The following is a 20,672-nucleotide window of genomic DNA, read 5'->3' on the forward strand; positions in this document are numbered from 1 at the left end:
TAACGATTTTAGTGGAGGTAAGGCGTAATCAGTAAGACAGAATGAAGGCAGGTTAATGCGGAATCATAGTGTGGCATTCCGCCAGGAAAGAATATTCCGTAAGGCGATATGAAGAAGGGATAAGCGAAATGCAGACCGGAAAAAAAATCCGTTTTCAGAGATGCCTCGCAGTTTACTACTTCGCTTTCAGCGAGTTTACCCGACGGAAGGTGTATATTTGAACAGGAGAAAACAGGAGAGGAAGAGCGTAACGAGAGATTTTAGCGCGGACTGAAGGTGGTGGAACACCAACAGCCCGCTAACCACAACCAACTGATAAGGAGTTGATCATGGCTGATACGCATCATAAGCCAGAGACGCACATGCCCACAACTACCGCCAGCGAATCGCAGGTGCATTATTACAAAGTGGGTTACCGGCCTAATAAAGGCCAGCCGAACCCGCTGCCGCAGTTGACTATTAAAGGCCGCTGGCTGGAAACGCTGGGATTTACGACCGGGCAGAAGATCGAGGTGATCACTGGACCGGGGCAGTTGATCATCCGGCTGGCTGGGGTGTAATCGACAAGTAAAGACATCCCGGCTCGGTAGCCGGGATTAATTGAATTAAAAGCATTAGTAGAGTCTATCGTCATAAGGACTGGCAGCAAGAGTTTTTTCGATTTCATCTTCTGCTTTTGATTTCCATGACGAATTCATTTTCGTCATTAGCTCAATATAATTTGGAAAAGCAATACGCCTTCCATCTCTACCCCCAATACGATTTTCTAATTCATATTGAAATGCGATCTTATAAGCAAGCTCTGACATAATCCAATAAAGTAGCTCATCTGTTGAATCTGTAACCTTTCTGGAGAACTCATAACCTCTTTCGGAACAAATGTAATTATACTTTCCGTTCTCAAATGAAATATAAGGAGTTCCATCACCAATAGGAGCTGTACAAAGATTAACTGAAAGCCTTGGCAGGCCTGCTTTGAAAATCAGTTCATCAACTTTCTTTTGCAATTCTTCAATACTTAGCATATTAGTGAACCTCACGGATATATTCATTTTTCAGAAGCCATTCAACATTCACACGCTCTTGCATATTAGGCAGAATCTGAATGCCTCCTCCAGCCTCACCGAAAGCAGGGGCTATTTTTCCTTGTATGACTGGCAAAGGTTTAATGACCTCATATTCATAATATTTTTCTGCGCCCGCTCCAGGAGCAAGAGCGCGCTGTTCATAAGGAGTTCCCTTAGGTGCCAGAAAAGACCCACTTGGTTCTCCATACCTATCCAAACGAGTACCTACAGGAAGCGTTGCTTTTACTGGTTCTTCGGCAAAACCTAATTTTGCAGGCCAGTTCCAGTCTCCACTTTCATTACGGTATTTATTGTACTGTGGCCATCCTGAAGCTTCCTCGTCAGCAGCAATTCTATTTGGCTCTGCTGTTCTTCCCGTTGAAGGCTGAGATTGTTGTTTAGCTGAACTCTCTTTTGTCGGTTCCTTAATTACACTCTTCAGCCCATAAGCACCAGCCAGAGCGGCAGTCAGCTCCTGAGTTTGCATTGCTGTATCATAACGGCCAGCTGCTGTTTCCCAGCTTACACCGGAGGCCTGTGCTATTGCTGTGATGGCTTGGTCGCGGCTGATGCTGCCTGCATCCAGTCCCTGCAAAACACCTTCCAGATTTTTCACATCCTGTGGGTATAAATCTTTGTACAATAATTAGTAGGTGGCATTTTCACCGTACTTCTTCAGCGCATCCTGTGCCGGGCCAATCAGAGCACCACAGGCTGCTCCACCTTTATTGCCATCAGTGCAGACCGACTTTATTGCTTTATTACGCGCTTTATCTGACTGATTAATATCTGCCAGTTCTTTCGTTTCAGCCGATGTCAGTTCCTGTTTCAGGTAGTCGCGCTTCGTCTCCAGCTGTTTCTTTCTGTCGGCTTCCTGAACGCTCAGCCAGTTATTCTCAACCGCATTTTTACCCGCCTGCGCGCCCGCCACCGCATTGCCGGCGCTGTCGCCGGCAATGCCGCCCGCAAGGCCCGCCGCCAGCGTTCCCAGCGCGCTTATCGTCTGGCGCTGCTCCTCACTCAGGTCCTCGCGCTTAACACCCGGATACATCTGCTGCGCGATGTACTCGCCCATCGCCGCGCCCGAGGCACCCGCCAGTGCCGCGTTGCCCGATGCGTATGACGTCACCGCACCCACCACCGCGTGCGCTATCAGGTTCGCCTGAACGTTCACCACATCCCTGCCGTCCGGGCCTTTCGTGGTCGTCAGCGTATGTATCTGCTTCGCCAGGTACGGTGCCGCCGCCCCGCTCACGGCCTGGGCGATATTGCCTCCCGCCAGGCCCTGTATCGCCGCCGTCGCCGCGCTGATACCCTGCTGCACTGCCCCGCCGGTCCCCATTCCGCTGTCCAGCATCGCCCGGTTATACAGCGTCTGATAAATCTGTCCGTTGAGCCAAGTAAGTAACAGTAGCAAGATGTGGACGCGAACTTAGCAGCGGATAACATTGAAGTAATTATCGGTGACCATAGGTTGGCCGGTTTGAGTATTATTCTGTATTAAAAGTAATAAAAAGCCGGAAATTATCGCTGTCCTGTTATGCTCCGGTTTCAGTTGGAGAAACCCACTGGATTAGTGACTTAATGCTAAAAATCCCGGCTGGCTACCCAGGATGAGCTATGTGATTATTTTATTGATATTTAGGATATCCCTCCTCAAGTCGTCATTAATTTCTGAGGGAGGTAGTTGGTTTACAATTTTCTGTATTTGGATAAAAATATCCACCTGATCTTTTAGCTCATTTTCTTTTATCGTCGATATTGCAGCTATTAGTTCACCATCGTAATACTCCCCAGCCAACGGATCATTTTTCAAAATCGCCAAAACTCGCGGCATTAATTGAGCTATACATATTTCCTGCCGAATTGCACGACATAGATCTTCCACAGTTAGCTCTTCAATAGGTGTATCAATTACACCTTCGAACCAGAGTTCAAGCGGAGACTTCTGACCTAAATCTTTAGCTATATTAATATTTCCTATTAATTCACGAAAAGTCATTATATCCCATGTCCTTTTAAAGCTGATTCTATTTTATTAATAGCATCCGTTGCTCTGCCATAAGCGGCTTGCGCTTCGGAATTATTTACGTTCTTTAACGTATCCGCATGATTCCTCAATCCTCTGAGCGTATTCTGCATTTCCTGCATATGATCCCAATGCCCTCCGCTTTCTTTAGGGACTGGATTACCATCCATATCCTTAAGTGTCCCAGTTATATCATGATCTTTCAGGGCATTTTTTATAGTATTATCAATTTTCCGGATAGCACTTTCTTGCTTCTGATTGAGCTTTTGTACAGGTTTTTCATTTTGCTGCTTAGGATCATTTTCTGGAGGTGGTGGTGTTACACTTCCTGATCCTGTTCCTCCCAGCTCCGCTTTCTCAGCATCCGTCAGATCCTTCGCCACATTTGGATCGCGCGATTTGGCAGCCTCATCACGCGCTTCAACGATTGCACGACCATCAGTAATCGGTGGCGTATCCGCCTCAGTTCCTGACCCTTTCAGGGTCTTATCCAGTTCCGATGCAATTTTGTTATTCGCATTCAGAACTGCCTTATCACCAGGACTCAATGGTAATCCCGGAACGGGTACCGGCACAGGCCTTGGCAGGAGAAGACTATTATTTTCCAGCGCATTTTTACCCGCCTGCGCGCCCGCCACCGCACTGCCCGTAGTGTCTCCGGCAATGCCGCCCGCAAGGCCCGCCGCCAGCGTCCCCAGCGCGCTGATGGTCTGGCGCTGCTCCTCACTCAGGTCCTCGCGCTTGACCCCCGGATACATCTGCTGCGCGATGTACTCGCCCATCGCCGCGCCCGAGGCTCCCGCCAGTGCCGCGTTGCCCGATGCGTATGCCGTCACCGCACCCACCACCGCGTGCGCTATCAGGTTCGCCTGAACGTTCACCACATCCTTACCGTCCGGGCCTTTCGTGGTCGTCAGCGTATGTATCTGCTCCGCCAGGTACGGTGCCGCCGCCCCGCTCAGCGCCTGGGCGATGTTGCCTCCCGCCAGCCCCTGTATCGCCGCCGTCGCCGCGCTGATACCCTGCTGCACTGCCCCGCCGGTTCCCATTCCGCTGTCCAGCATCGCCCGGTTGTACAGCGTCTGATACACCTGACCCGTGATGTCGGCCGTGGTGGGTTCATGACCCGGATTCGCCTTCCGCCACTGCGCTTCGGCGTCCTTTCTCTGGTCCGGCGAGATGTTTTTCATCTTCTCAGTAGCGGCCTTTGTCGCCGCTATCTCGCCCTGCGTCCGCGCGATGTCCCCCGCCTGGCTGCCGATTTCCGCCAGCAGCTGCGCCGTCTCCATCCGGCGCTGCTCTCTATCCTTATCGAAGATTTTATCCAGCCCCGGATTCGCCCCCTCTGCGTCGCGGCTCAGCGCCGACACGTCCTGCGTCTGATTCGCCTTATCCCGGATAACAATCGTGCCGTCGCTTACCGCCGCCTTCGTCACCGACGAGGCGCTCCCGCTGCCGTTCAGCCCCGCCAGCAGGCCGTTCGCCATGTTGCCCTCAAACTGGCTGCCGATGCTGCCGCCGGTGCTCATCCCCACGCTCTGGTGTTCGGTTTTGTAGTCCGCGTGGTTCTCAATGTTGCTGAAGCCCAGCGTGCCGGTGTCGAGCCGGTTTTTATCCGCGTTGGCGGTGGAGCTGATGACCGCACCGTTGAGCTGGGTGTGCTCACCGGCCGTCACGTCAAAGCCGCCCTTACCGGCAAAGATGCCGGTCTGTTCGGCCACGCTCTGCCAGTTGCTGTGCATTTTGTCCTGGCTGAGGTTCACGCTCGCCGACCCGGTCATCGAGCCGAAGGTGAAGCTGCCGCCCGCGCTGGCGTTCTGCTGCTTACTGTCGTAGCGGTCGCTGTCCTGCTCTGAGGTCAGCGTCAGGTTGCGGCCGGTGTCGACCTTCACGCTCTCGCCGCGCACCTGTGCCCCGGTCAGCGTGGTGTCGCGCCCGGCGTTCAGGCTCAGCCCGTTGCCCGCCGTGAGCGTGGTCTCGGTGTGGGTCAGCCCGTTGCCGTTTGCGCGGCCTTTGCCCGCGTTGACGCTGGCCGACACGCTGATGCCGTAGCCGCCCGATCCGGCAGTCAGCCCGATACCGACGCTGCCGCCCTTGCTGCTGTTGGTGCTGTCGGTGCGCTCGCTGTTCTGCGCAGAGAGCAGGCTGATGTCGTTTTTCGCCGTCAGCCCGAGGTCGCCCGCCGCCTGCAGCTGACTGCCCTGCACGAGGATATCGCCCGCGCTGCCCGGCTGCGCGCCGGTGGCGGTGATATTCAGGTTACCGCCCGCACCCAGCGTACTGCCCTGCGCCTCGCGGCTTTCGGAGCGGGTCTCGCTTTTCGACGACTGGCTGCCGTACGAGAGGCTGATGCCGACCGAGCTGGTCGAGCCTTCTTCATAACCTTCCTGGCCCGGCTTCAGGCCCGAAGCGGTGTTTCTGGCGTTCGCCGCGTCGGTCTGCGCGCCGTCCATCTGGTAAGCCTGCGCGGCCTGCGCTGCAGTCAGCGCTGCTTTGGTGCCCTGCAGTGCCTTCAGCCGGCCATCATCGCTCTCATCGGCGGTGCGGGCGGTCTGCACCGCCGTGTTCAGCGCCGCGCCCACCGTGCCGGACAGCGCAAGCGTCAGGCCGCTCTGTTTCTGCTCGGTTTTCGTCAGCGCCGTGTGGCTGTTTTCGGCCGCGCTGAGGGTCACGTCGCTGCCGCTCAGGGAGAGGTCCTTACCGGCGATCACGTCGCTGCCGTGCACGGTAAGCTGATTACCGGCGCTGAGGGTCACGCTGCCGTCGCTGCTGCCCACCGTGCTGCCCCGGTTAAGTGCGCCGCTGGCGTCGGTGCTGCTCTTCTGCATTGCCTGACCCACGGTGAAACCGATGCCGCCGCTGCCCATCAGGCCCGATTTTTTCTCCTCGCGCTGATGCACTTCATTATTCGTTTCTGTGGCGGTCGTGATGCTGAGATCGCGGCCCGCCGTCAGCGCCACATCCTGCGTACCAGCGACGTTGCTGCCGGTCACGGCAATATCGCGGCCCGCCTGAAGCCGGACGCTGTCGCCGCTCAGCGTGGTGCTGAGCGCCTGACTGCTGTGCAGCTCGTCGTGAGTTTCCAGACTGCTGCCCGACAGCAGTCCTTTGCTGGTCTGCTTACTGTGTTCGGTGAGATCGGTCCGGCTGTTGCCCGCGCTGAGCACGATGTCGCGTCCGGCACTGGCGGTCAGTGCACCGCCCGCCGTGACGTCAGCGGCGGTCGCGCGGATATCCTGTCCGGCACTCAGCTGCAGTGCGCCACCGGCGCTGATGCGTGTTCCGACATCACTCTGCTGTGACAGGCGACGGTAGTTGCTGCTGTTCCAGCTGTCATCTTCACTGTGCTGCGTGCTGAGGGTGCCGAGCGTCAGGTCATTGCCCGCCTGAATGTTCGTGGTGCTCTTCTCTCCGGCGTTGCCGATATCGCTGGCGGCCAGATTGATATTGTTCAGTGCACTCAGCGTCAGCGCACCGTCACTGCCCTGCACGTAGATACCGGCCGGACGATCGATCCAGCGGTCGGTGCCGTCGCCGCGCAGCGTGGACTGGCTGGTGATGTCGCGCCCCGCCAGCAGCGTAAGCTGACTGTCGCCACGCAGGGTACCGCCGAGGTTAGTGATATCCTGGCGGGCGGTAAGATTAACGGTGTTGCCGCTGATGTAACCGCTGTTAGTCAGCGACTGCGCCGTCAGCTGCGTCACATCACGTCCCTGAATGGTCCCGCTGTTGGTGATGTCATCGCGGGCGTTCAGCGCCACGCTACCGCCCCCGATCAACGCGCCGTCGCCGGTTAAGTCACCCTGTTTTACCTTCGCATAAACCTGCGGCACCAGCACGGTCTGCTGTGTGCCATCCGGCAGCGTTACGGTCTGGTTCACCATCCAGACGATGTCGCTGGTGAGCAGTGCCATCTGTGCCGGAGTCAGCGCCACGCCGAGCTCCAGGTTGTAGGCTTTGCCAAAGGCTACCCCATTATTCATCAGCCCGCGATACTGATCTTCATCGCTGCCATACCCGCTGATATAGCGGTTGCCGGTCAGCTGAATAATCTGATCACGCACCAGCCGCTGCTCGTAATAACCATCACCCAGCCGCTTCAGAATCAGGCTGCTGTTGGTGGTCAGGGCATTCTGCATATAGTCGCTGCTGAGCCACTGTTTCTGATTCACAAAACGCGGATCGGTCTCAACCAGGTAGTGGCTGTCACTGCCGGGTTGCAACTGGTAGAGGCTGTTATCCGGCAGACGGATGTCCGGTGAGACGGCGCGGATCACAGGCGTAATCGTCTGTCCGTCGACCACCTTCGCGGGCAGCGTCAGCGAGAACTGCTGCCCGGCAGGTAACAGCAGCGGCCGGTCTTTGAGGCTGCCGAGTTTGTCCAGCGTCAGTGCGCTGTCATAGCGCAATCCGGCGGGCAGTAAGGTACTGCCGCTATCCGTGGCACTCAGCGCCACGGCGGTAACCGCCTGCTGAAGAGAAGGCGAGCCAATACTGTCGGCCTGCGCAGTGACACCCTGCTGCTGCCGGTTGCCGGTCTGGTAGCCATTACCCTGCGGCGCGGCATTCGCCTGCCAGCTCAGCGTCTGCAGATCGATGGTTTCCGTTACGGGGGCCGGGCGATAGGTTTTCCGATCCTTGCCCTGCGAGGTTTCGGTCCCGCCAAATTTCTTTTTCTTCTTCTTCGCGTACCAGCGCACCGATTTCCCGTCGTCCGTGGTGACGCGCGTCCCTTTCGTCGCCTGATTATTCAGCTCACCTATCTGACCGCCCAGCACGGCTCCCGCGACAATCTGACTGTCCTGATTATTGAGACGGCCGGCGCTAAAGGTCATGTTGCCGCCTGACAGGATTTTGCCCGGATCGCTCTCCTGGATCTGGGTTTCTTTCACTACCCTTCGGTAGTCATACTCATAAAACTCGCTGCCGCTGGTGCCGTCCGGCATTTTTGCCGTGTGCACGCCATATTTATTTTTTTTGCTGGTGTCCACTTTGGCCCAGTCGAAGCGGTCAGTATGGCCTTTGAGCACCGCGTCATGGTGCTGGCTATCTTCAGTCGTAACGACCTGCGTGGTCAGATGACGGTTGGTATTGTTGATTTCCGCCATGCTGATCGTGGCATCCTGCCCTGCCTCAATGGTTGCCCCGTCATTGTTGAGCTGCTGCCCCTGTCCGGTGGCCTGATAATTCGCATCCAGCTGGCCGCCAATATGCAGATCGCCATCACTGTAAATCAGCGCATGGTCACGATTATTCAGGGTGCCCGCCCCGATATCCAGTCGCTGTCGGGCAGCAATCACCGCCGCTTTGCCCTCTTCACTGAGGTTATTGAGCAACGAAGCCGTAATGGCAATGTGATCACCAAAGATGCGACCGGTGCCGCTATTATTCAGAACGCCCGCCACCAGATGCGTCAGGCCACCGTCAATCAGACCACGATTATTCAGGGTATCCGCAGCCGTGATGTCGGTCTGTCCGCCGCTGATCTCACCACCTGCCTGGTTATTGACATTCTGTGCAGTCAGAAATAGCGCCTGCTGGGCCGCGAGGGTGCCGTCGTTGATGACGTCACCCCCTGTCGTCAGGCGCAGTGTGCCATTGGCTTTGACCGCCGAGGTATTATGGAAATCACCCGCCAGGGTGATGCCAAGATCGCCCTGCGATAACACCTGCCCGTCGCCGCTCAGCGCAGCCGCGTTGATCTGCGCGTCGTGATCGGCGATCAGGGTGCCCTGCTGGTTGTTGATAGTCAGCGTCTGACCCGGCGCATTATTGATGGCCAGCATCCGACGCTGCTGGGTTTTAGAGGCAGCAGACCGGGCTGGCGCACTCTGCTGGATGGTCAGGGTATCGGCGGATGAGATCAGCCCGCTGACGTTGTCCAGCGCCTGCTGAACGATTAATGCCAGCCGCTGATTTGCACGTAACGCACCCTGGCTGTTATCCAGGGTATCGGCTTCGAGGGTTAAGCTGCCCGCTTCGATCCCTTTGCCGCTCTGTCGGGTATCGCGGTTGATCAGCGATGGCGTGGTAATCGTCATCTGCTGGCCGCCCTGAATCAGCCCGCTCCGGTTATCCAGTTGCTGGCTCAGCGACAGTAAGCCGTCACCGACGCTTTGCACCAGTCCGTCACTGTTGGTGAGCTGACCTGCCGTCAGTGATAGCGTGCCTGCCGAGAGGAGTTTGCCTGTCTGATTAAACAGTGCATTTTGTCCCGCATTGAGCGTCAAATCGGTGCCGCCCTGTATCTGCCCCTGCTGGTTATCCAGCGCGCCACTGTCGATGTGAAGGTTACCGCCACTGGCAATCAGTCCGCGCTGGTTAGCCAGCGTCTGGCCGGATGTGTTAAGGGTGATATCCCCCGCCGACTGCAGTTTACCGTCACTGTTGTTCAGTGCCTGACCGCTGAACAACAGCCCACCATTACCTGCGATTTGTCCCTGACTGTTGTTCAGCTCAGAGGCACCGATCGTGGCCTGGTTTCCAGCGGCAATAAAGCCCGTCTGGTTATCAATCGCACCGCTGCGCAAATCCAGACTGTTCAGGGCAACGATGCCGCGCTGACTGCCACTGTCGCGATTGATCAGGGCGTGGCCCTGGGTGTCCAGCGTCATGTCGCTGCCGGCCTGTAACAGACCGCCCTGGTTCTGCAGCTCGCCACTGGTGAGATCAAGCCGTCCTTTACCGCCCGTCAGCGTGCCGGACTGGTTGTGAATGTCGCCTGCCGCAATCTGTGCCCCTTTGCTGCCGGTGATAAAGCCGCGCAGGTTATCCAGCGTGCCGCTGTAGAGCTTCAGGATACCCGCACTGAACAGGCCGCCTGCCGCTCCACTGTCACGGTTAATGAAGTCGTTGCCATGAGTATCCAGATTGAGATCGCCACCCGACTCAATCCTGCCTGCACGGTTGTTGAGCAGCCCGCTGTCCAGTTGCAGCGTGCCTTTAGCACCCAGTTGTCCCTGCTGATGATCGAAGGTCTGCTGATGGGTGTCGATGCGGACATTCTGGCCCAGCATCACCCCGTTCTGGCCATCGATCTGGCCCGTGGAGAGGAGCAGATCGCCACCCGCAACGATCCCCCCTTGTTCACCGCTGGCGGTATTGGTCAGTTGCGCGCCATGGGTGTTCAGCGACAGCGTTTCACCCGCCTGCAGCAGGCCATGCTGGTTATCCACGCTGCCGCTCTCCAGCGTCAGCGCACGATCGGCAGTGAGGGTGCCGTCAGTGTTATTTACCGCAGCGCTGTTGAGCTGGGCGTTGCCCGCCGAGACCAGTGAACCGCCGCTGTTGTTGATATCACCGCTACTCACGCGCAGATTGCCGCCCGCCACCATAACGCCGGATGCCGCGTTATTCAGCGACTCTCCCTGCGTATCCAGTTGCATATCACCGCCAGACTGGAGCCGTCCGGCGCGATTATTCAGCGCACCGCTACTCAGCTGCACTTCCCCTCTGGCACTGACCAGCCCCGCTTCAATATCGACAGCCTGGCCCCGGCTATCAATGAACAGGTTTTGTCCCTGAATGACGCCGTGGTCGCCCGCAATCGTTCCGGTTAAAAGTTGCAGATCACCGCGCGCCACAATGCCGCCGCGGTCGCCACTGGCCGTGTTGGTCAGCTGCGCGCCGTGGGTGTCCAGCGACAGCGATGCACCGGACTGGATCAGGCCGCGCTGATTATCGAACGCGCCACTGTTCAGCGTGAGTGCGCCATCCGACAGCAGCGTGCCGTCACCGTTGGTCACACCTGCACTACTGATCGTCGCTGCCGAGGCCGCTGCTATTACGCCGTTCTGGTTATCAAAGTCGCCGCTGGTGATGGCAAGTGCGCCGCCGCTGACTATTCCGGCTTTACCGCTGTCACGGTTGATCAGGGCCTGGTCGTGAGTATTGATCGCCAGATCGCCGCCGGACTGTATCAGGCCGGTGCTATTATCCGTTTTACCGCTGGAGATCTTCAAATCGCGCCGGGCCACCAGATTTCCACCGGTGTTACCGATCTGGCCCTGTTGGGTATTGAGGGTTACCCCATCACCGAGCACGGTTCCGCTGTGGTTATCTACTCCCTGGCTGCGCAGGGTGAGTTGCTGGCCCGCTTCGATGCGGCCCTGCTCATTATCGATAGCCTGACTGGTCGTTAATGTGGCATCGCCGCTGATGGCAGTGATGCGACCTTGCTGGTTACTCAGGCCAGCACTATTAAGTTGCAGATTGTGGCTGGCCTGCAGCGCCCCCTGTACGTTCGTCAGGGTTTCCTGAACCTGCAGTTGCAGATCGCCGCTGCCCGCCGCCAGCAAGGTGCCACTACTGTTATCCAGGCTGCCTAAGGCGAGATTAAGGTTACCGCCGCTCTCAATCCGTCCACCGCGGTTGTCTGCATCACCTGAAACCGCGATCGCCATCTCGCCTGTGCCACGCTGCGACAGCAGACCCTGATGGTGATCCAGCGTGCCCGCCGTCAGCGTCAGCGCCTCTGCCTGGGTATGTCCCTCTGAGAGATCGATCCTGTCACCGCTGAGCGTTAACGCACCCGCTGACAGCAGATTGCCCTTATTGCCTTCAAGCCGGGTTGCATTAAGGGTCAGCGCGCCGTTGCCCGCCAGCTGCACCGTGCCGCCCTGATTATCCAGCCATGGCGTATCAAGCTGCAGCGAATCACCGTTGCCTGCGATGAGTCCACCGCGATTTTCAATGTGCTGTGCCTGCAGCCGGGTATCGCCTTCATTGCTCAGCGTACCCTGATTGTTGAGTAATGAACCGGTGGAGAGAGTCAGCGCTTCACGGTTCTGCTGGCGCAGCAGACCGCGATTGTTACTGACGTTTTGGGCTGTGATGGCCAGGCTGCCAGCAGACAGTTTGCCATCATCATTGTTAAGCGCTGTTGCGGCCTGGATCCCGAGCGTGCGGCCCGCTACCGTTGCCCCCTGGGTACTGATATCCGCCTGGGTGGAGGTCAGCGCAATCGCATCGGCTGAGGTCTGACTGCCGGCCAGATCGACCCGACTGCCCCGCGCCTGAATCTGGTCATGCGCCAGATTTTTACCCTGAGCTTTCAGCTCGCCCTGACTGTTCAGCAGCAGATTGCCGGGCTGACTCAGTGTACCGTTGCCGTCAACGCCTGCCGCCAGCGTGCTTTCAGCGCTACTCTGCAGGGTGCCGGCAGAGAGCGTGGCGTTTCTGCCCGCGCTCACCAGACCGCTGTTGCGCAGCGTACCGCCGGACGTCAGCGTAACATCCTGCTGTGAGACGATATTCCCGCGGTTATCCTGGTCGCCATTGCTGGCTATCTGCAGTGCGGCCTGACTTTGCAGCGTGCCGCTGTTCTCCAGCCGGCCATCTACCGTCAGATGCAGCTCACCGGCACTGGCCCCCAGTTCACCGGCATTCCGCACGCCAACGCCCTTTTCAGTCCCGGTCAGGGTAATTTTATTGGCATACATGCCGCCAATTGCCGCCACATCAAGCGCAAACTCAGGCCGTGTCGCCCCATCATCCGCTTTAACCGTCGTGACGTTACTTTCAGTCGCGACCTGGTTCCTGCCCGTGACCACATTAAGTTCACGGGCATGCACTCTGGCGTTCACCGCTACCGACTGCGCAATGATCTGGGTGTAGTCCGCATCGCTGTCATTCAGGCCTTTACCTTCGATATTGATGCGGCCGCCATTCACATCGAAGCCTTTAAGCTGACCATTTTCGATCAGCGCCTGCCCGGTGGTGAGCGTATTGCGGCTGGCATTGATAAATCCGCAGCCGTTACAGGTGATGCCTGAAGGGTTAGCAATCACTACCGCCGCCCGTTTACCCGCCACTTCGATAAAGCCGTTCAGCTGGCTCGGGTTACGGCTGTTCACCTCATTGAGGATGACCGTCGCTTCCTGCTTTGACAGCCAGGGGTTTGCCGCCACCATACCGCCCAGCTGAGTCGCGGTGTTCTGATGACTGTTGTTGAGGATTGCGCCACGCGCATCGACGTCGAGCTGGCTGTACTGATTGCGGGAAACGCCCTGACTGTTGGGCGTCTGAATGTTAATTTGCGGCAGACCGTTGGCAGTGGCCATAACGGTAGGCTGCTGGCTGCCCGGCGCGCTGCTGTCGGCCACAATGTTAGCCTGCGCTGGCAGGCTGATTACCCCAGCCACCAGCCAGAGTGCAAAGCTGAGCGGTGAGATCTTTACCCGTGTCTCTGACAGTGAGGTGCGTTTCGGGCTGCGGGCAACGCGCGAATAGCCGCTGCGGGTGATGTCGGACACCACCATTAACATGCCGCGAACCCGGTTGAAGATAAGGCGATAGCAAAGTTTATTCATAATGCGCACAGTCCATTGTCAGCAATATTGATAAAGGATTTAGTAGTTCCAGTTCACGCTGAAACCAAACGTTACAGGATCGGTTTTGAAGCCGTCCGGTTTCGACAGAGGCATTCCGGCAAACAAGTCGTAACTGACACCGGCGGGCGTGATGCCGCCGCGCAGCCCGATGACGCCACCCGCCAGATGACGTCCCAGTGGCCCACCCTGTGAGGCACTGTTGCCCCCTACCTCGCCATAGTCGGCGCCCAGGTAGAGTTCCTGCGCAGGCAGCGGCGTCTGCCAGGCCAGCGTGTTCTGAACGGTCCAGCCCCGGCTGGCACTCAGGGTGCGTTCACCATCAAAACCGCGCACGGTCCAGCGGTTGCCAATCGCAAACTCATCCTGCGCTGTCAGCGGGGTGTTGCTCATCTGGCGACGGTATTGGATGTTGTAACTTAAATGCTGATTACCCAGCGTGAACGGCGTGGTGAGTCCCGCCTGCCAGGTCAGAATTTTTGATAGCGCGGTGGCATAGGTGGAATCCTGATAGGACTCCTCCCAGGCGGGCAGCGCACCGAACCAGCGCGTGCCGCGCTGATAACTGACACCGGCGTCCAGCGTGGCGGCGCCGATATAGTGCCGGTGCGACAGGCCGAGTCGCCATGCGCTGGTACGACGCTGCTGGCTGGTAATTTCGGTGTCGTTGATGAAGTTGCGTGACGCTTTGACCAGCACATCAGCGCTGACGGTGGTTCTGGCGGTCGCATTGCGGTAGATCACCCGACTGGCCTGAACATCCAGCGATCGGCTCTTACCGGCGTAGAGAAAATCGCGGCTGTAACCGGCAACCGTCTGATGATAATCGTAGTCGCTGGCGGTAACGCCAAACAGCCAGTAGCCCAGAGGTACCGAGTAGTGTCCTGACAGGCTTTTGCTGCTTTTTCTGCCCGCAAATCCCAGGTCGCGGCTGGCGGTCAGGTAGAAGAGATCGCTGAGGGAGGTGGGATTATCCAGCGCCAGCATGATCCCGCTCTGGTAACGCCCGGTACTTTCGGTGCCCGAGTCATCCAGCCATGCGCCGAGTCGCCAGAAACGATGCTGCGTGCGTTCAATCACAATGTCACTTTCACCCGGATTGAGGCCAGGGCGCAGCGCCATGTGCGCCTCTACCGTCGGCAGACGCTGCAGGTTCTCCAGCCCCTGTTCAATATCCCGCAAATCCAGCAGATTGCCGGCATGAGCGGGTAATGTCGGCCACAGGCTGACGTAGCGTGATGAGGCGGGTGACAGTTCCACATTGCGGATCCGGCCGGGCACAATCAGCAGCTGCAGCACGCCCTGACGCAGATCCTGCTGCGGAGCCAGTACGCGCGTTGTCACCCAGCCGTGATTAATCAGCCGGTTTTGCAGCGTGCCCATTAACTGGCTAATCCCTTTTACGCCGAGACAGTGGCCATTCGCCTGACTGGCGAGACGTTGCAGAGGCACCCAGTGTGGCAGCGCTTCCTGCCCGGACAGGCTGACCTTCTGAATAACAAAACAGGGGGTTTCCTGCGGAAACTTAAGACGGGAAGGTGACGGAACCGTTTCTGAGAGACGCACATCAGGCACCTGCGGCATCAGCCGCTGCTGACGCGCTTTCTGTTGCGCCTGCTGATGCTGCAATTGCTCATCACCGGGTGCCGCCTGCACCGTGTGCACTGCCAGGGCGTTGATCAGCAGCGCGCCGGGCAGAAGTGCCAGCGCTGCGAGAAGTCCATTTTTATCGGGCCGCATAACCTGTCCATGTGGTTAAGATGTTACAAAATGTATATGGCTGCTTACTCTGCGCACATTATGCCGCCGCAATCTTAAATCTCAAGAAAAAATGCAGAAAAACTTACATAAAACTTACAATAGCAAACTGCGCGCCCCATTTAAAAACGTACCATCCCTGACCAGAAATCCGCTCATAGCAGGGACAGAAGCCTGTTCAGCCGTGCATCAGCTCGTGTTGAATCGTCGACGCAGCAAGCTGGGTAAAATCTGCAGCACGGATGTTCCGACTTAAATGGATGTCGGACACGCTGGAAAGAGGGTCCACGATTAAATCTGACCACCCGGACTTACCTCTTATTTAAGATGGCACGTAATTCCAGTCCCCCTTCCCTGTCAGCTGGCGATCGCTACAGGCAATTCATTAAGCCGTGTTAATCAATGTATTAATGCTGGCGAGATTAAGGTCTTTTTCTGCTGCCGGAATCGGTTTCAGCCACTTTTCAGGGCATAAAAAAGCCCCCTCAGAATGGAGGAGGCTCAGCCTTTACCAGATTAAGCGCAGTTGCTTAGTGCAGCTTAAGCCGCGGGCGGATAACCCGGTTGATGCTGCCGACCAGCATCATCAAGCCGGTTTTGAAATAGCCGTGCAGTGCGATCTGGTGCATACGATAAAGAGAGATGTAGACAAAGCGCGCAATGCGCCCTTCCACCATCATTGAACCGCGCATCAGGTTGCCCATCAGGCTGCCGACCGTACTGAAGCGGGAGAGCGACACCAGCGAACCATGATCTTTGTAGACATAAGCCTTCAGCGGTTTGCCGTGGCGCTGCGCCAGGATGTTGTCCATTGCGCGTGAGGCCATCTGGTGCGCTGACTGGGCACGAGGCGGCACAAAGCCGCCGCCCGGCAATGCGCAGGAGGCGCAGTCGCCAATGGCGTAGATGTCATCATCCAGCGTAGTCTGCAGCGTCTCTTTTACCACCAGCTGATTGATGCGGTTGGTTTCCAGTCCGCCAATCTCTTTCAGGAAGTCCGGCGCTTTGATGCCCGCCGCCCAGACCATCAGATCGGCTTCAATAAACTCACCGCCTTTGGTATTCAGGCCATTCTGCTCAGCGCTGGTAACCATGGTCTGCGTCAGAACGCGCACGCCCAGTTTGGTCAGCTCCTGATGCGCTGCAGCAGAGATGCGCGGTGGCAGTGCAGGCAGAATACGTTCGCCCGCTTCGACCAGCGTTACGTTCAGCGCTTCGCGTCCCAGCCCTTTAAAACCGTAACTGTGCAGCTGTTTGACCGCATTGTGCAGCTCCGCTGACAGCTCAACGCCCGTTGCACCGCCGCCTACGATGGCGATGTTAACTTTCTCGACCTTGCCTTCGCTGGCAGAGAATTTCAGGAACAGGTTGAGCATTTCGTTGTGGAAACGGCGTGCCTGATGTGGGTTGTCCAGGAAGATGCAGTGATCTTTGACGCCCGGCGTGCCGAAATCATTTGAGGTGCTGCCCAGCGCCATCACCAGCTGGTCATAGGCCACTTCACGCTGTGGCACCAGCACTTCGCCCTGTGCGTTCAGCACTTCGGCCAGACGGATCACTTTGCGGCTGCGATCGATGTCGGTAAGCGAACCCAACTGAAACTCGAAACCGTGATTGCGTGCATGGGCAAGATAGCTCAGCGCATCAATGCCTTCATCCATCGAACCGGTAGCAACTTCGTGCAGCAACGGCTTCCACAGATGGCTATGGTTACGATCCACCAGGATAATCTCGGCCTTCTTTTTACGACCCAGTTTATGACCCAGCTGCGTCGCCATTTCCAGGCCGCCCGCTCCCCCTCCGACAATAACAATTCTCTTAACAGACGTAGTCAACAAAGACCCCCTCAAATTGTGAACCAAAAGTTAACCAAAGGTTAAATTAAACCTTAAGAAACATAGGGTTGGCGAAGTTAAAATCGCTATCTGCTCGCAGAATAGCATGGCGGGAAGAGGAGAACATAAGAATATTGATATACATCAAAGCGGGGAAATAAAACTCGGATAATTACGTAATGAAAACAGGCACCTTGCGGTGCCTGTCCTGCTTAACCTAATGTTTTGAAAGCTTTTATCCGCTGAAGATGTGGGGATATGTTTTTGAATTTATGCCCTTCTGTCTCGTCCCAGACAATTTCATAGAAAGGATGCAGCTGCCCGGCGGTGCGCTGGCTGTCCAGCGCCTCATCCTGACGGGAGAGAAAGGTCAGACAGCGGTCACGATTGCGTTCGCGAAAATCGCTGACGCATTTGGTGGCGATGTCCTGATACTCTTCTGGCCGGTCAATCTTCCCTTCCATGTTCTCCTGCGGAAAGAGGTTGGGATTGAAGATTGCCTGCCGGATACCACACAGAAAACCGATGCGCTCTGACCAGAAGCCGCCCAGCCCGACGCCGCAAATCAGCGGACGATCGTCGTCGGACAGCGTCAGCATTTTATCGCTCTCTTTCAGCAGAAACTGCATGTCATGTTTAGGATGGAGGGTGCTGTAACTGAGCAACCTGACATCAGGATCGATAAATTGCAGTTGCAGCACCTTTTCGTGATTGCCCGGACTACTGGAATCAAAACCGTGCAGATAGATGATCATGATAATCCTCAGGTTAGTGATAGCGCCGGGCAGTCACTGCTTACCACGACGCTTTGTGAGCCAGCCAGCGTTCCTGAAGTGCACTCAGTTGCTGGGCATTGTTTTTCCAGCGATGCGTTGCCTGCAGCTCATCGCGGGTGAACCTGCCCTGATGATACAGCTGCGTAACCCGCTCTGACCCGACCGGGATCAGGTTATCCAGCACGCTAATGGCACCCTGACGCTGATTGCAGACCAGAATCATGTCACAACCGGCAGAAAGAGACTGCTGCGCCCGCTCAGGATAGCTGCCCATCACGGCGGCGCCCTCCATTGAGAGATCGTCGGAGAAAATCACACCGTCGAAGCCCAGTTGCTCACGCAGCACGGTTTTGAGCCAGTAGGGCGAACCACTGGCGGGCAGCGGATCAACGTCAGTGTAGATGACATGTGCAGGCATAATCGCATCCAGTGCCTGCTCGGTAATCAGCTTGCTGAAAATCGCCATGTCGTGCTCACGCAGCGTCTTTTCATCGCGTGGATCGCGTGGCGTCTCTTTATGCGAATCAGCGCTGACCGCGCCATGTCCCGGAAAATGTTTGCCTGTCGTTTTCATGCCTGCCTCATGCATCCCCGCAATAAAGCGGCGGGCAACAGCAAGCGCGATGGACGGATCGGCATGGAAAGAACGATCGCCAATCGCAGCACTGATATGACCAATGTCGAGCACCGGCGCGAAGCTGATATCGATATCCATGGCAATCATCTCGGCTGCCATCTGCCAGCCCGCCTGCTGCGCCATTTCACCGGCGGTTTCTGCATCGTGAAGCGCCGCAAAAGATTGCATGGCGGGCAGTTGGGTAAAGCCGTCACGGAAACGCTGCACGCGACCGCCCTCCTGGTCCACCGCAATCACCAGCCGGGCGTGAGAGGCCGCGCGGATCTGCCGCACCAGCTCTGCCAGCTGGGCCGGGTCGTGATAGTTTCGGGCAAATAAAATTAAGCCGCCTACCAGTGGATGCTTAAGGATCTCGCGCTCTTCGCCATCCAGTTCATAACCCTCAACGTCGAGCATCAGCGGGCCGGGTAAATGTGATCTCATAACCTGAATCCTGTAGCGTTACGCACCTGCATAACGCGATTAAATCTGTTCCCAGCTCTGTCGGGCCAGCTGGTGTAATGTGTCGTCGTCACCCTGACCGGCACGCAGCTGATACCAGCTGGCCATCAGCAGACGCAGCCACGGTTGCCAGCGTCTGACCTGCTGCACCAGCACCGGAAGCGGCAGCTGCATCGCTGCGGCGTACTCTGCCAGCCAGTCGGTCTGATGCTGCGGATCGCTGGCACAGACGGCCGCCAGCTCCAGCGCCACATCGCCATCAGCGGCATATTCCCAGTCGATCAGACGCAGGCCCTCCGGGCTCTGTATGACATTTCCGGCATGCAGATCCATGTGCAGCGGTGCCAGCCTTAATGGCTGAGGTTCACCCTGCTGCGTCAGACGTCTGAGCGCCCGCAGCCAGCGGTGATGCCGCTGTGGCGAGAGCTGCCAGTAGCGCCATAACAGCGGCAACAACTGCAGGCGATAGCCGGTTAACGGCTGCTGATGCAGATGCCGCAGCAGTGCCACAATCTGCGGACGCTGCTGGCTGAAGCGTTGTTCATCCAGCGCGTCGCCTGCGCACCAGGTCAGCACAATGCCCTGACGATGACCAGCAACGGGCTGCGGTGCCAGTCCGCTGGCTCGCATTTTTCGCAACAGCCGGAATTCGCGCTGCCGATCCACAAATGGAATTGCCGGTTGTGGCGCCGCCCGCGCGATGAAGGTACCGCACGAGCTGACAATCTTCTGACTGTGACCGGTCAGACCGGCCAGCGGGATAGTTGATACCTTTCCTGGCTCGCCGGTCGCCTGCTGAATTATCCGCTGAAAGACGGGATTAATTCTGTGCAATGCCGTTGCCGGACCAGATGATCTCGCCGGTCTGAACCAGCATCAGCTGCATCTGCAGAGCTGGCGCTTTAACATCGCCGCGTGCGTTACTGTAGAGCACATACTGGGCATTAACGTTGCGTGCCAGACCAATCGCTTTGCTGCGCGAGTTCAGGCTGTCCTCCGGCGATAATCCCAGCGTCTGCTTGGCCTGCGCCAGCTGATCGGCAGAAACCAGCGTGAATTTGCCATTGTTGTTCAGCGCATTCTGAATAGCCGCTGTTGCTTTCTCGCTTTGCAGCGCGCCATTGGTGCTGTTTTTGATGCGGTCGACCAGCAACACGCTACCCGGCTCGGCGCTGGCGGCCTGCAACATCTGCGCCACCAGCGGCTGTACGCTGGCATCCCAGTTGATAGTGACCAGCTTCGGTGGCTGTGGCACAGGCTGAGGCTGCGGTTGTGGCACCGGCTCAGGTTGCGGAACAGGCTGCACCGGCTCGGCTGGCTGGGTCGGTTCAACTGTGGCCGGCTGCTGTTGTTTCACTACACAGCCGGTCAGAATGAGCGCCATCAGGAGCGCTCCGGTACGATTAACACTGCGTATCACGTAGAAAATCCTTAAAGATAGAGATAAAGACGAACCTTGCTGGCAGTCAGGTTACCCAGCTGCGAGGTGGCGACAATACTGCCCTGCGCCGGAACGGTAACGGTCTGCGCCGGTTCCTGCGGGGTGATTTCCAGACCTTTGTCGTCATACCAGTAATAACGATAGTGCACAACGACCGGTGTTTCGCGCTGATTATAGAGCACGCTGGTGGCTCGTTTCAGTCCATCGTTCTCATCCAGCGTCGGTTCATCGGTAATGATCCCTGCTGACAGCACAGAAGACTCCATCACCAGCGACTGTGAGGTATTGATCATCGGTTTTTCACTGCTGCAGGCCGTCAGGCAGAGCAGGATCGGCAGGCCAGTCAGCCAGGATCGCATA

Annotated in this window: 13 protein-coding genes and 1 pseudogene; 1 reads left to right on the forward strand and 13 read right to left on the reverse strand. The window is 57.2% G+C overall.

What is annotated here, in order from left to right:
* Positions 1-329 precede the first annotated feature (329 nt).
* On the forward strand, positions 330-560 hold the full coding sequence (locus IV493_RS10685) for a SymE family type I addiction module toxin (RefSeq protein ID WP_107319537.1): 231 nt from the start codon (positions 330-332) through the stop codon (positions 558-560).
* A gap of 54 nt (positions 561-614) precedes the next feature.
* Here the strand turns inward: IV493_RS10685 and IV493_RS10690 are convergent, their stop codons facing one another.
* From IV493_RS10690 to IV493_RS10745, 13 genes and pseudogenes are all read right to left on the reverse strand, one after another.
* Positions 615-1,025, reverse strand: a complete 411-nt coding sequence (locus IV493_RS10690; protein WP_230299965.1) for an Imm63 family immunity protein — start codon at positions 1,023-1,025, stop codon at positions 615-617.
* Between the two features lies 1 nt (position 1,026).
* A complete protein-coding gene (locus IV493_RS10695; RefSeq protein ID WP_230299966.1) occupies positions 1,027-1,683 on the reverse strand; it encodes a glycohydrolase toxin TNT-related protein in 657 nt (218 codons plus the stop codon).
* Between the two features lie 30 nt (positions 1,684-1,713).
* Positions 1,714-1,953 (reverse strand): DUF6862 domain-containing protein, encoded by a 240-nt coding sequence (locus IV493_RS18675; protein ID WP_370584679.1) that lies wholly within the window; start codon positions 1,951-1,953, stop codon positions 1,714-1,716.
* Positions 1,936-2,463, reverse strand: a pseudogene (locus tag IV493_RS10700) (VENN motif pre-toxin domain-containing protein); the annotation flags it as partial. The pseudogene IV493_RS10700 and the gene IV493_RS18675, both read right to left, overlap by 18 nt.
* A gap of 222 nt (positions 2,464-2,685) precedes the next feature.
* Positions 2,686-3,069: a contact-dependent growth inhibition system immunity protein gene (locus tag IV493_RS10705; protein ID WP_236263721.1), complete on the reverse strand. Its 384-nt coding sequence runs from the start codon at positions 3,067-3,069 to the stop codon at positions 2,686-2,688.
* Positions 3,069-13,406 carry a hemagglutinin repeat-containing protein gene (locus IV493_RS10710; protein ID WP_195857128.1) on the reverse strand — a complete coding sequence of 3,446 codons (10,338 nt, stop codon included), beginning with the start codon at positions 13,404-13,406 and terminating at the stop codon, positions 3,069-3,071. Before IV493_RS10710 ends, IV493_RS10705 begins: the two co-directional genes overlap by 1 nt.
* A gap of 39 nt (positions 13,407-13,445) precedes the next feature.
* Positions 13,446-15,164, reverse strand: a complete 1,719-nt coding sequence (locus tag IV493_RS10715) for a ShlB/FhaC/HecB family hemolysin secretion/activation protein (protein WP_195857129.1) — start codon at positions 15,162-15,164, stop codon at positions 13,446-13,448.
* A gap of 548 nt (positions 15,165-15,712) precedes the next feature.
* On the reverse strand, positions 15,713-17,017 hold the full coding sequence (locus IV493_RS10720) for an NAD(P)/FAD-dependent oxidoreductase (protein ID WP_013357471.1): 1,305 nt from the start codon (positions 17,015-17,017) through the stop codon (positions 15,713-15,715).
* Between the two features lie 212 nt (positions 17,018-17,229).
* On the reverse strand, positions 17,230-17,772 hold the full coding sequence (ycfP, locus tag IV493_RS10725; RefSeq protein ID WP_195857130.1) for an alpha/beta hydrolase YcfP: 543 nt from the start codon (positions 17,770-17,772) through the stop codon (positions 17,230-17,232).
* 40 nt (positions 17,773-17,812) lie between these two features.
* The gene (nagZ, locus tag IV493_RS10730) at positions 17,813-18,853 is read right to left on the reverse strand and encodes a beta-N-acetylhexosaminidase (RefSeq protein WP_095707375.1); all 1,041 of its coding nucleotides are present in this window, start codon (positions 18,851-18,853) and stop codon (positions 17,813-17,815) included.
* 39 nt (positions 18,854-18,892) lie between these two features.
* Positions 18,893-19,675, reverse strand: a complete 783-nt coding sequence (thiK, locus tag IV493_RS10735) for a thiamine kinase (protein ID WP_195858178.1) — start codon at positions 19,673-19,675, stop codon at positions 18,893-18,895.
* Positions 19,676-19,691: 16 nt separating this feature from the next.
* A complete protein-coding gene (lpoB, locus tag IV493_RS10740; RefSeq protein WP_033782651.1) occupies positions 19,692-20,291 on the reverse strand; it encodes a penicillin-binding protein activator LpoB in 600 nt (199 codons plus the stop codon).
* Positions 20,292-20,302: 11 nt separating this feature from the next.
* Positions 20,303-20,671, reverse strand: coding sequence for a YcfL family protein (locus tag IV493_RS10745; protein ID WP_033732268.1), 369 nt, complete (start codon positions 20,669-20,671; stop codon positions 20,303-20,305).
* Position 20,672 lies beyond the last annotated feature (1 nt).

This window comes from Pantoea sp. SM3640 (assembly GCF_015654165.1).
Classification (GTDB): Bacteria; Pseudomonadota; Gammaproteobacteria; order Enterobacterales; family Enterobacteriaceae; genus Pantoea; species Pantoea vagans.

Excerpts from the sequence above, each read along its gene's own strand:
- IV493_RS10685 (WP_107319537.1), top strand. The coding sequence starts at position 330 with ATGGCTGATACGCATCATAAGCCAGAGACGCACATGCCCACAACTACC.
- IV493_RS10690 (WP_230299965.1), bottom strand. The coding sequence starts at position 1,025 with ATGCTAAGTATTGAAGAATTGCAAAAGAAAGTTGATGAACTGATTTTC.
- IV493_RS10705 (WP_236263721.1), bottom strand. The coding sequence starts at position 3,069 with ATGACTTTTCGTGAATTAATAGGAAATATTAATATAGCTAAAGATTTA.
- IV493_RS10710 (WP_195857128.1), bottom strand. The coding sequence starts at position 13,406 with ATGAATAAACTTTGCTATCGCCTTATCTTCAACCGGGTTCGCGGCATG.
- IV493_RS10715 (WP_195857129.1), bottom strand. The coding sequence starts at position 15,164 with ATGCGGCCCGATAAAAATGGACTTCTCGCAGCGCTGGCACTTCTGCCC.
- ycfP (WP_195857130.1), bottom strand. The coding sequence starts at position 17,772 with ATGATCATCTATCTGCACGGTTTTGATTCCAGTAGTCCGGGCAATCAC.
- nagZ (WP_095707375.1), bottom strand. The coding sequence starts at position 18,853 with ATGAGATCACATTTACCCGGCCCGCTGATGCTCGACGTTGAGGGTTAT.
- IV493_RS10745 (WP_033732268.1), bottom strand. The coding sequence starts at position 20,671 with ATGCGATCCTGGCTGACTGGCCTGCCGATCCTGCTCTGCCTGACGGCC.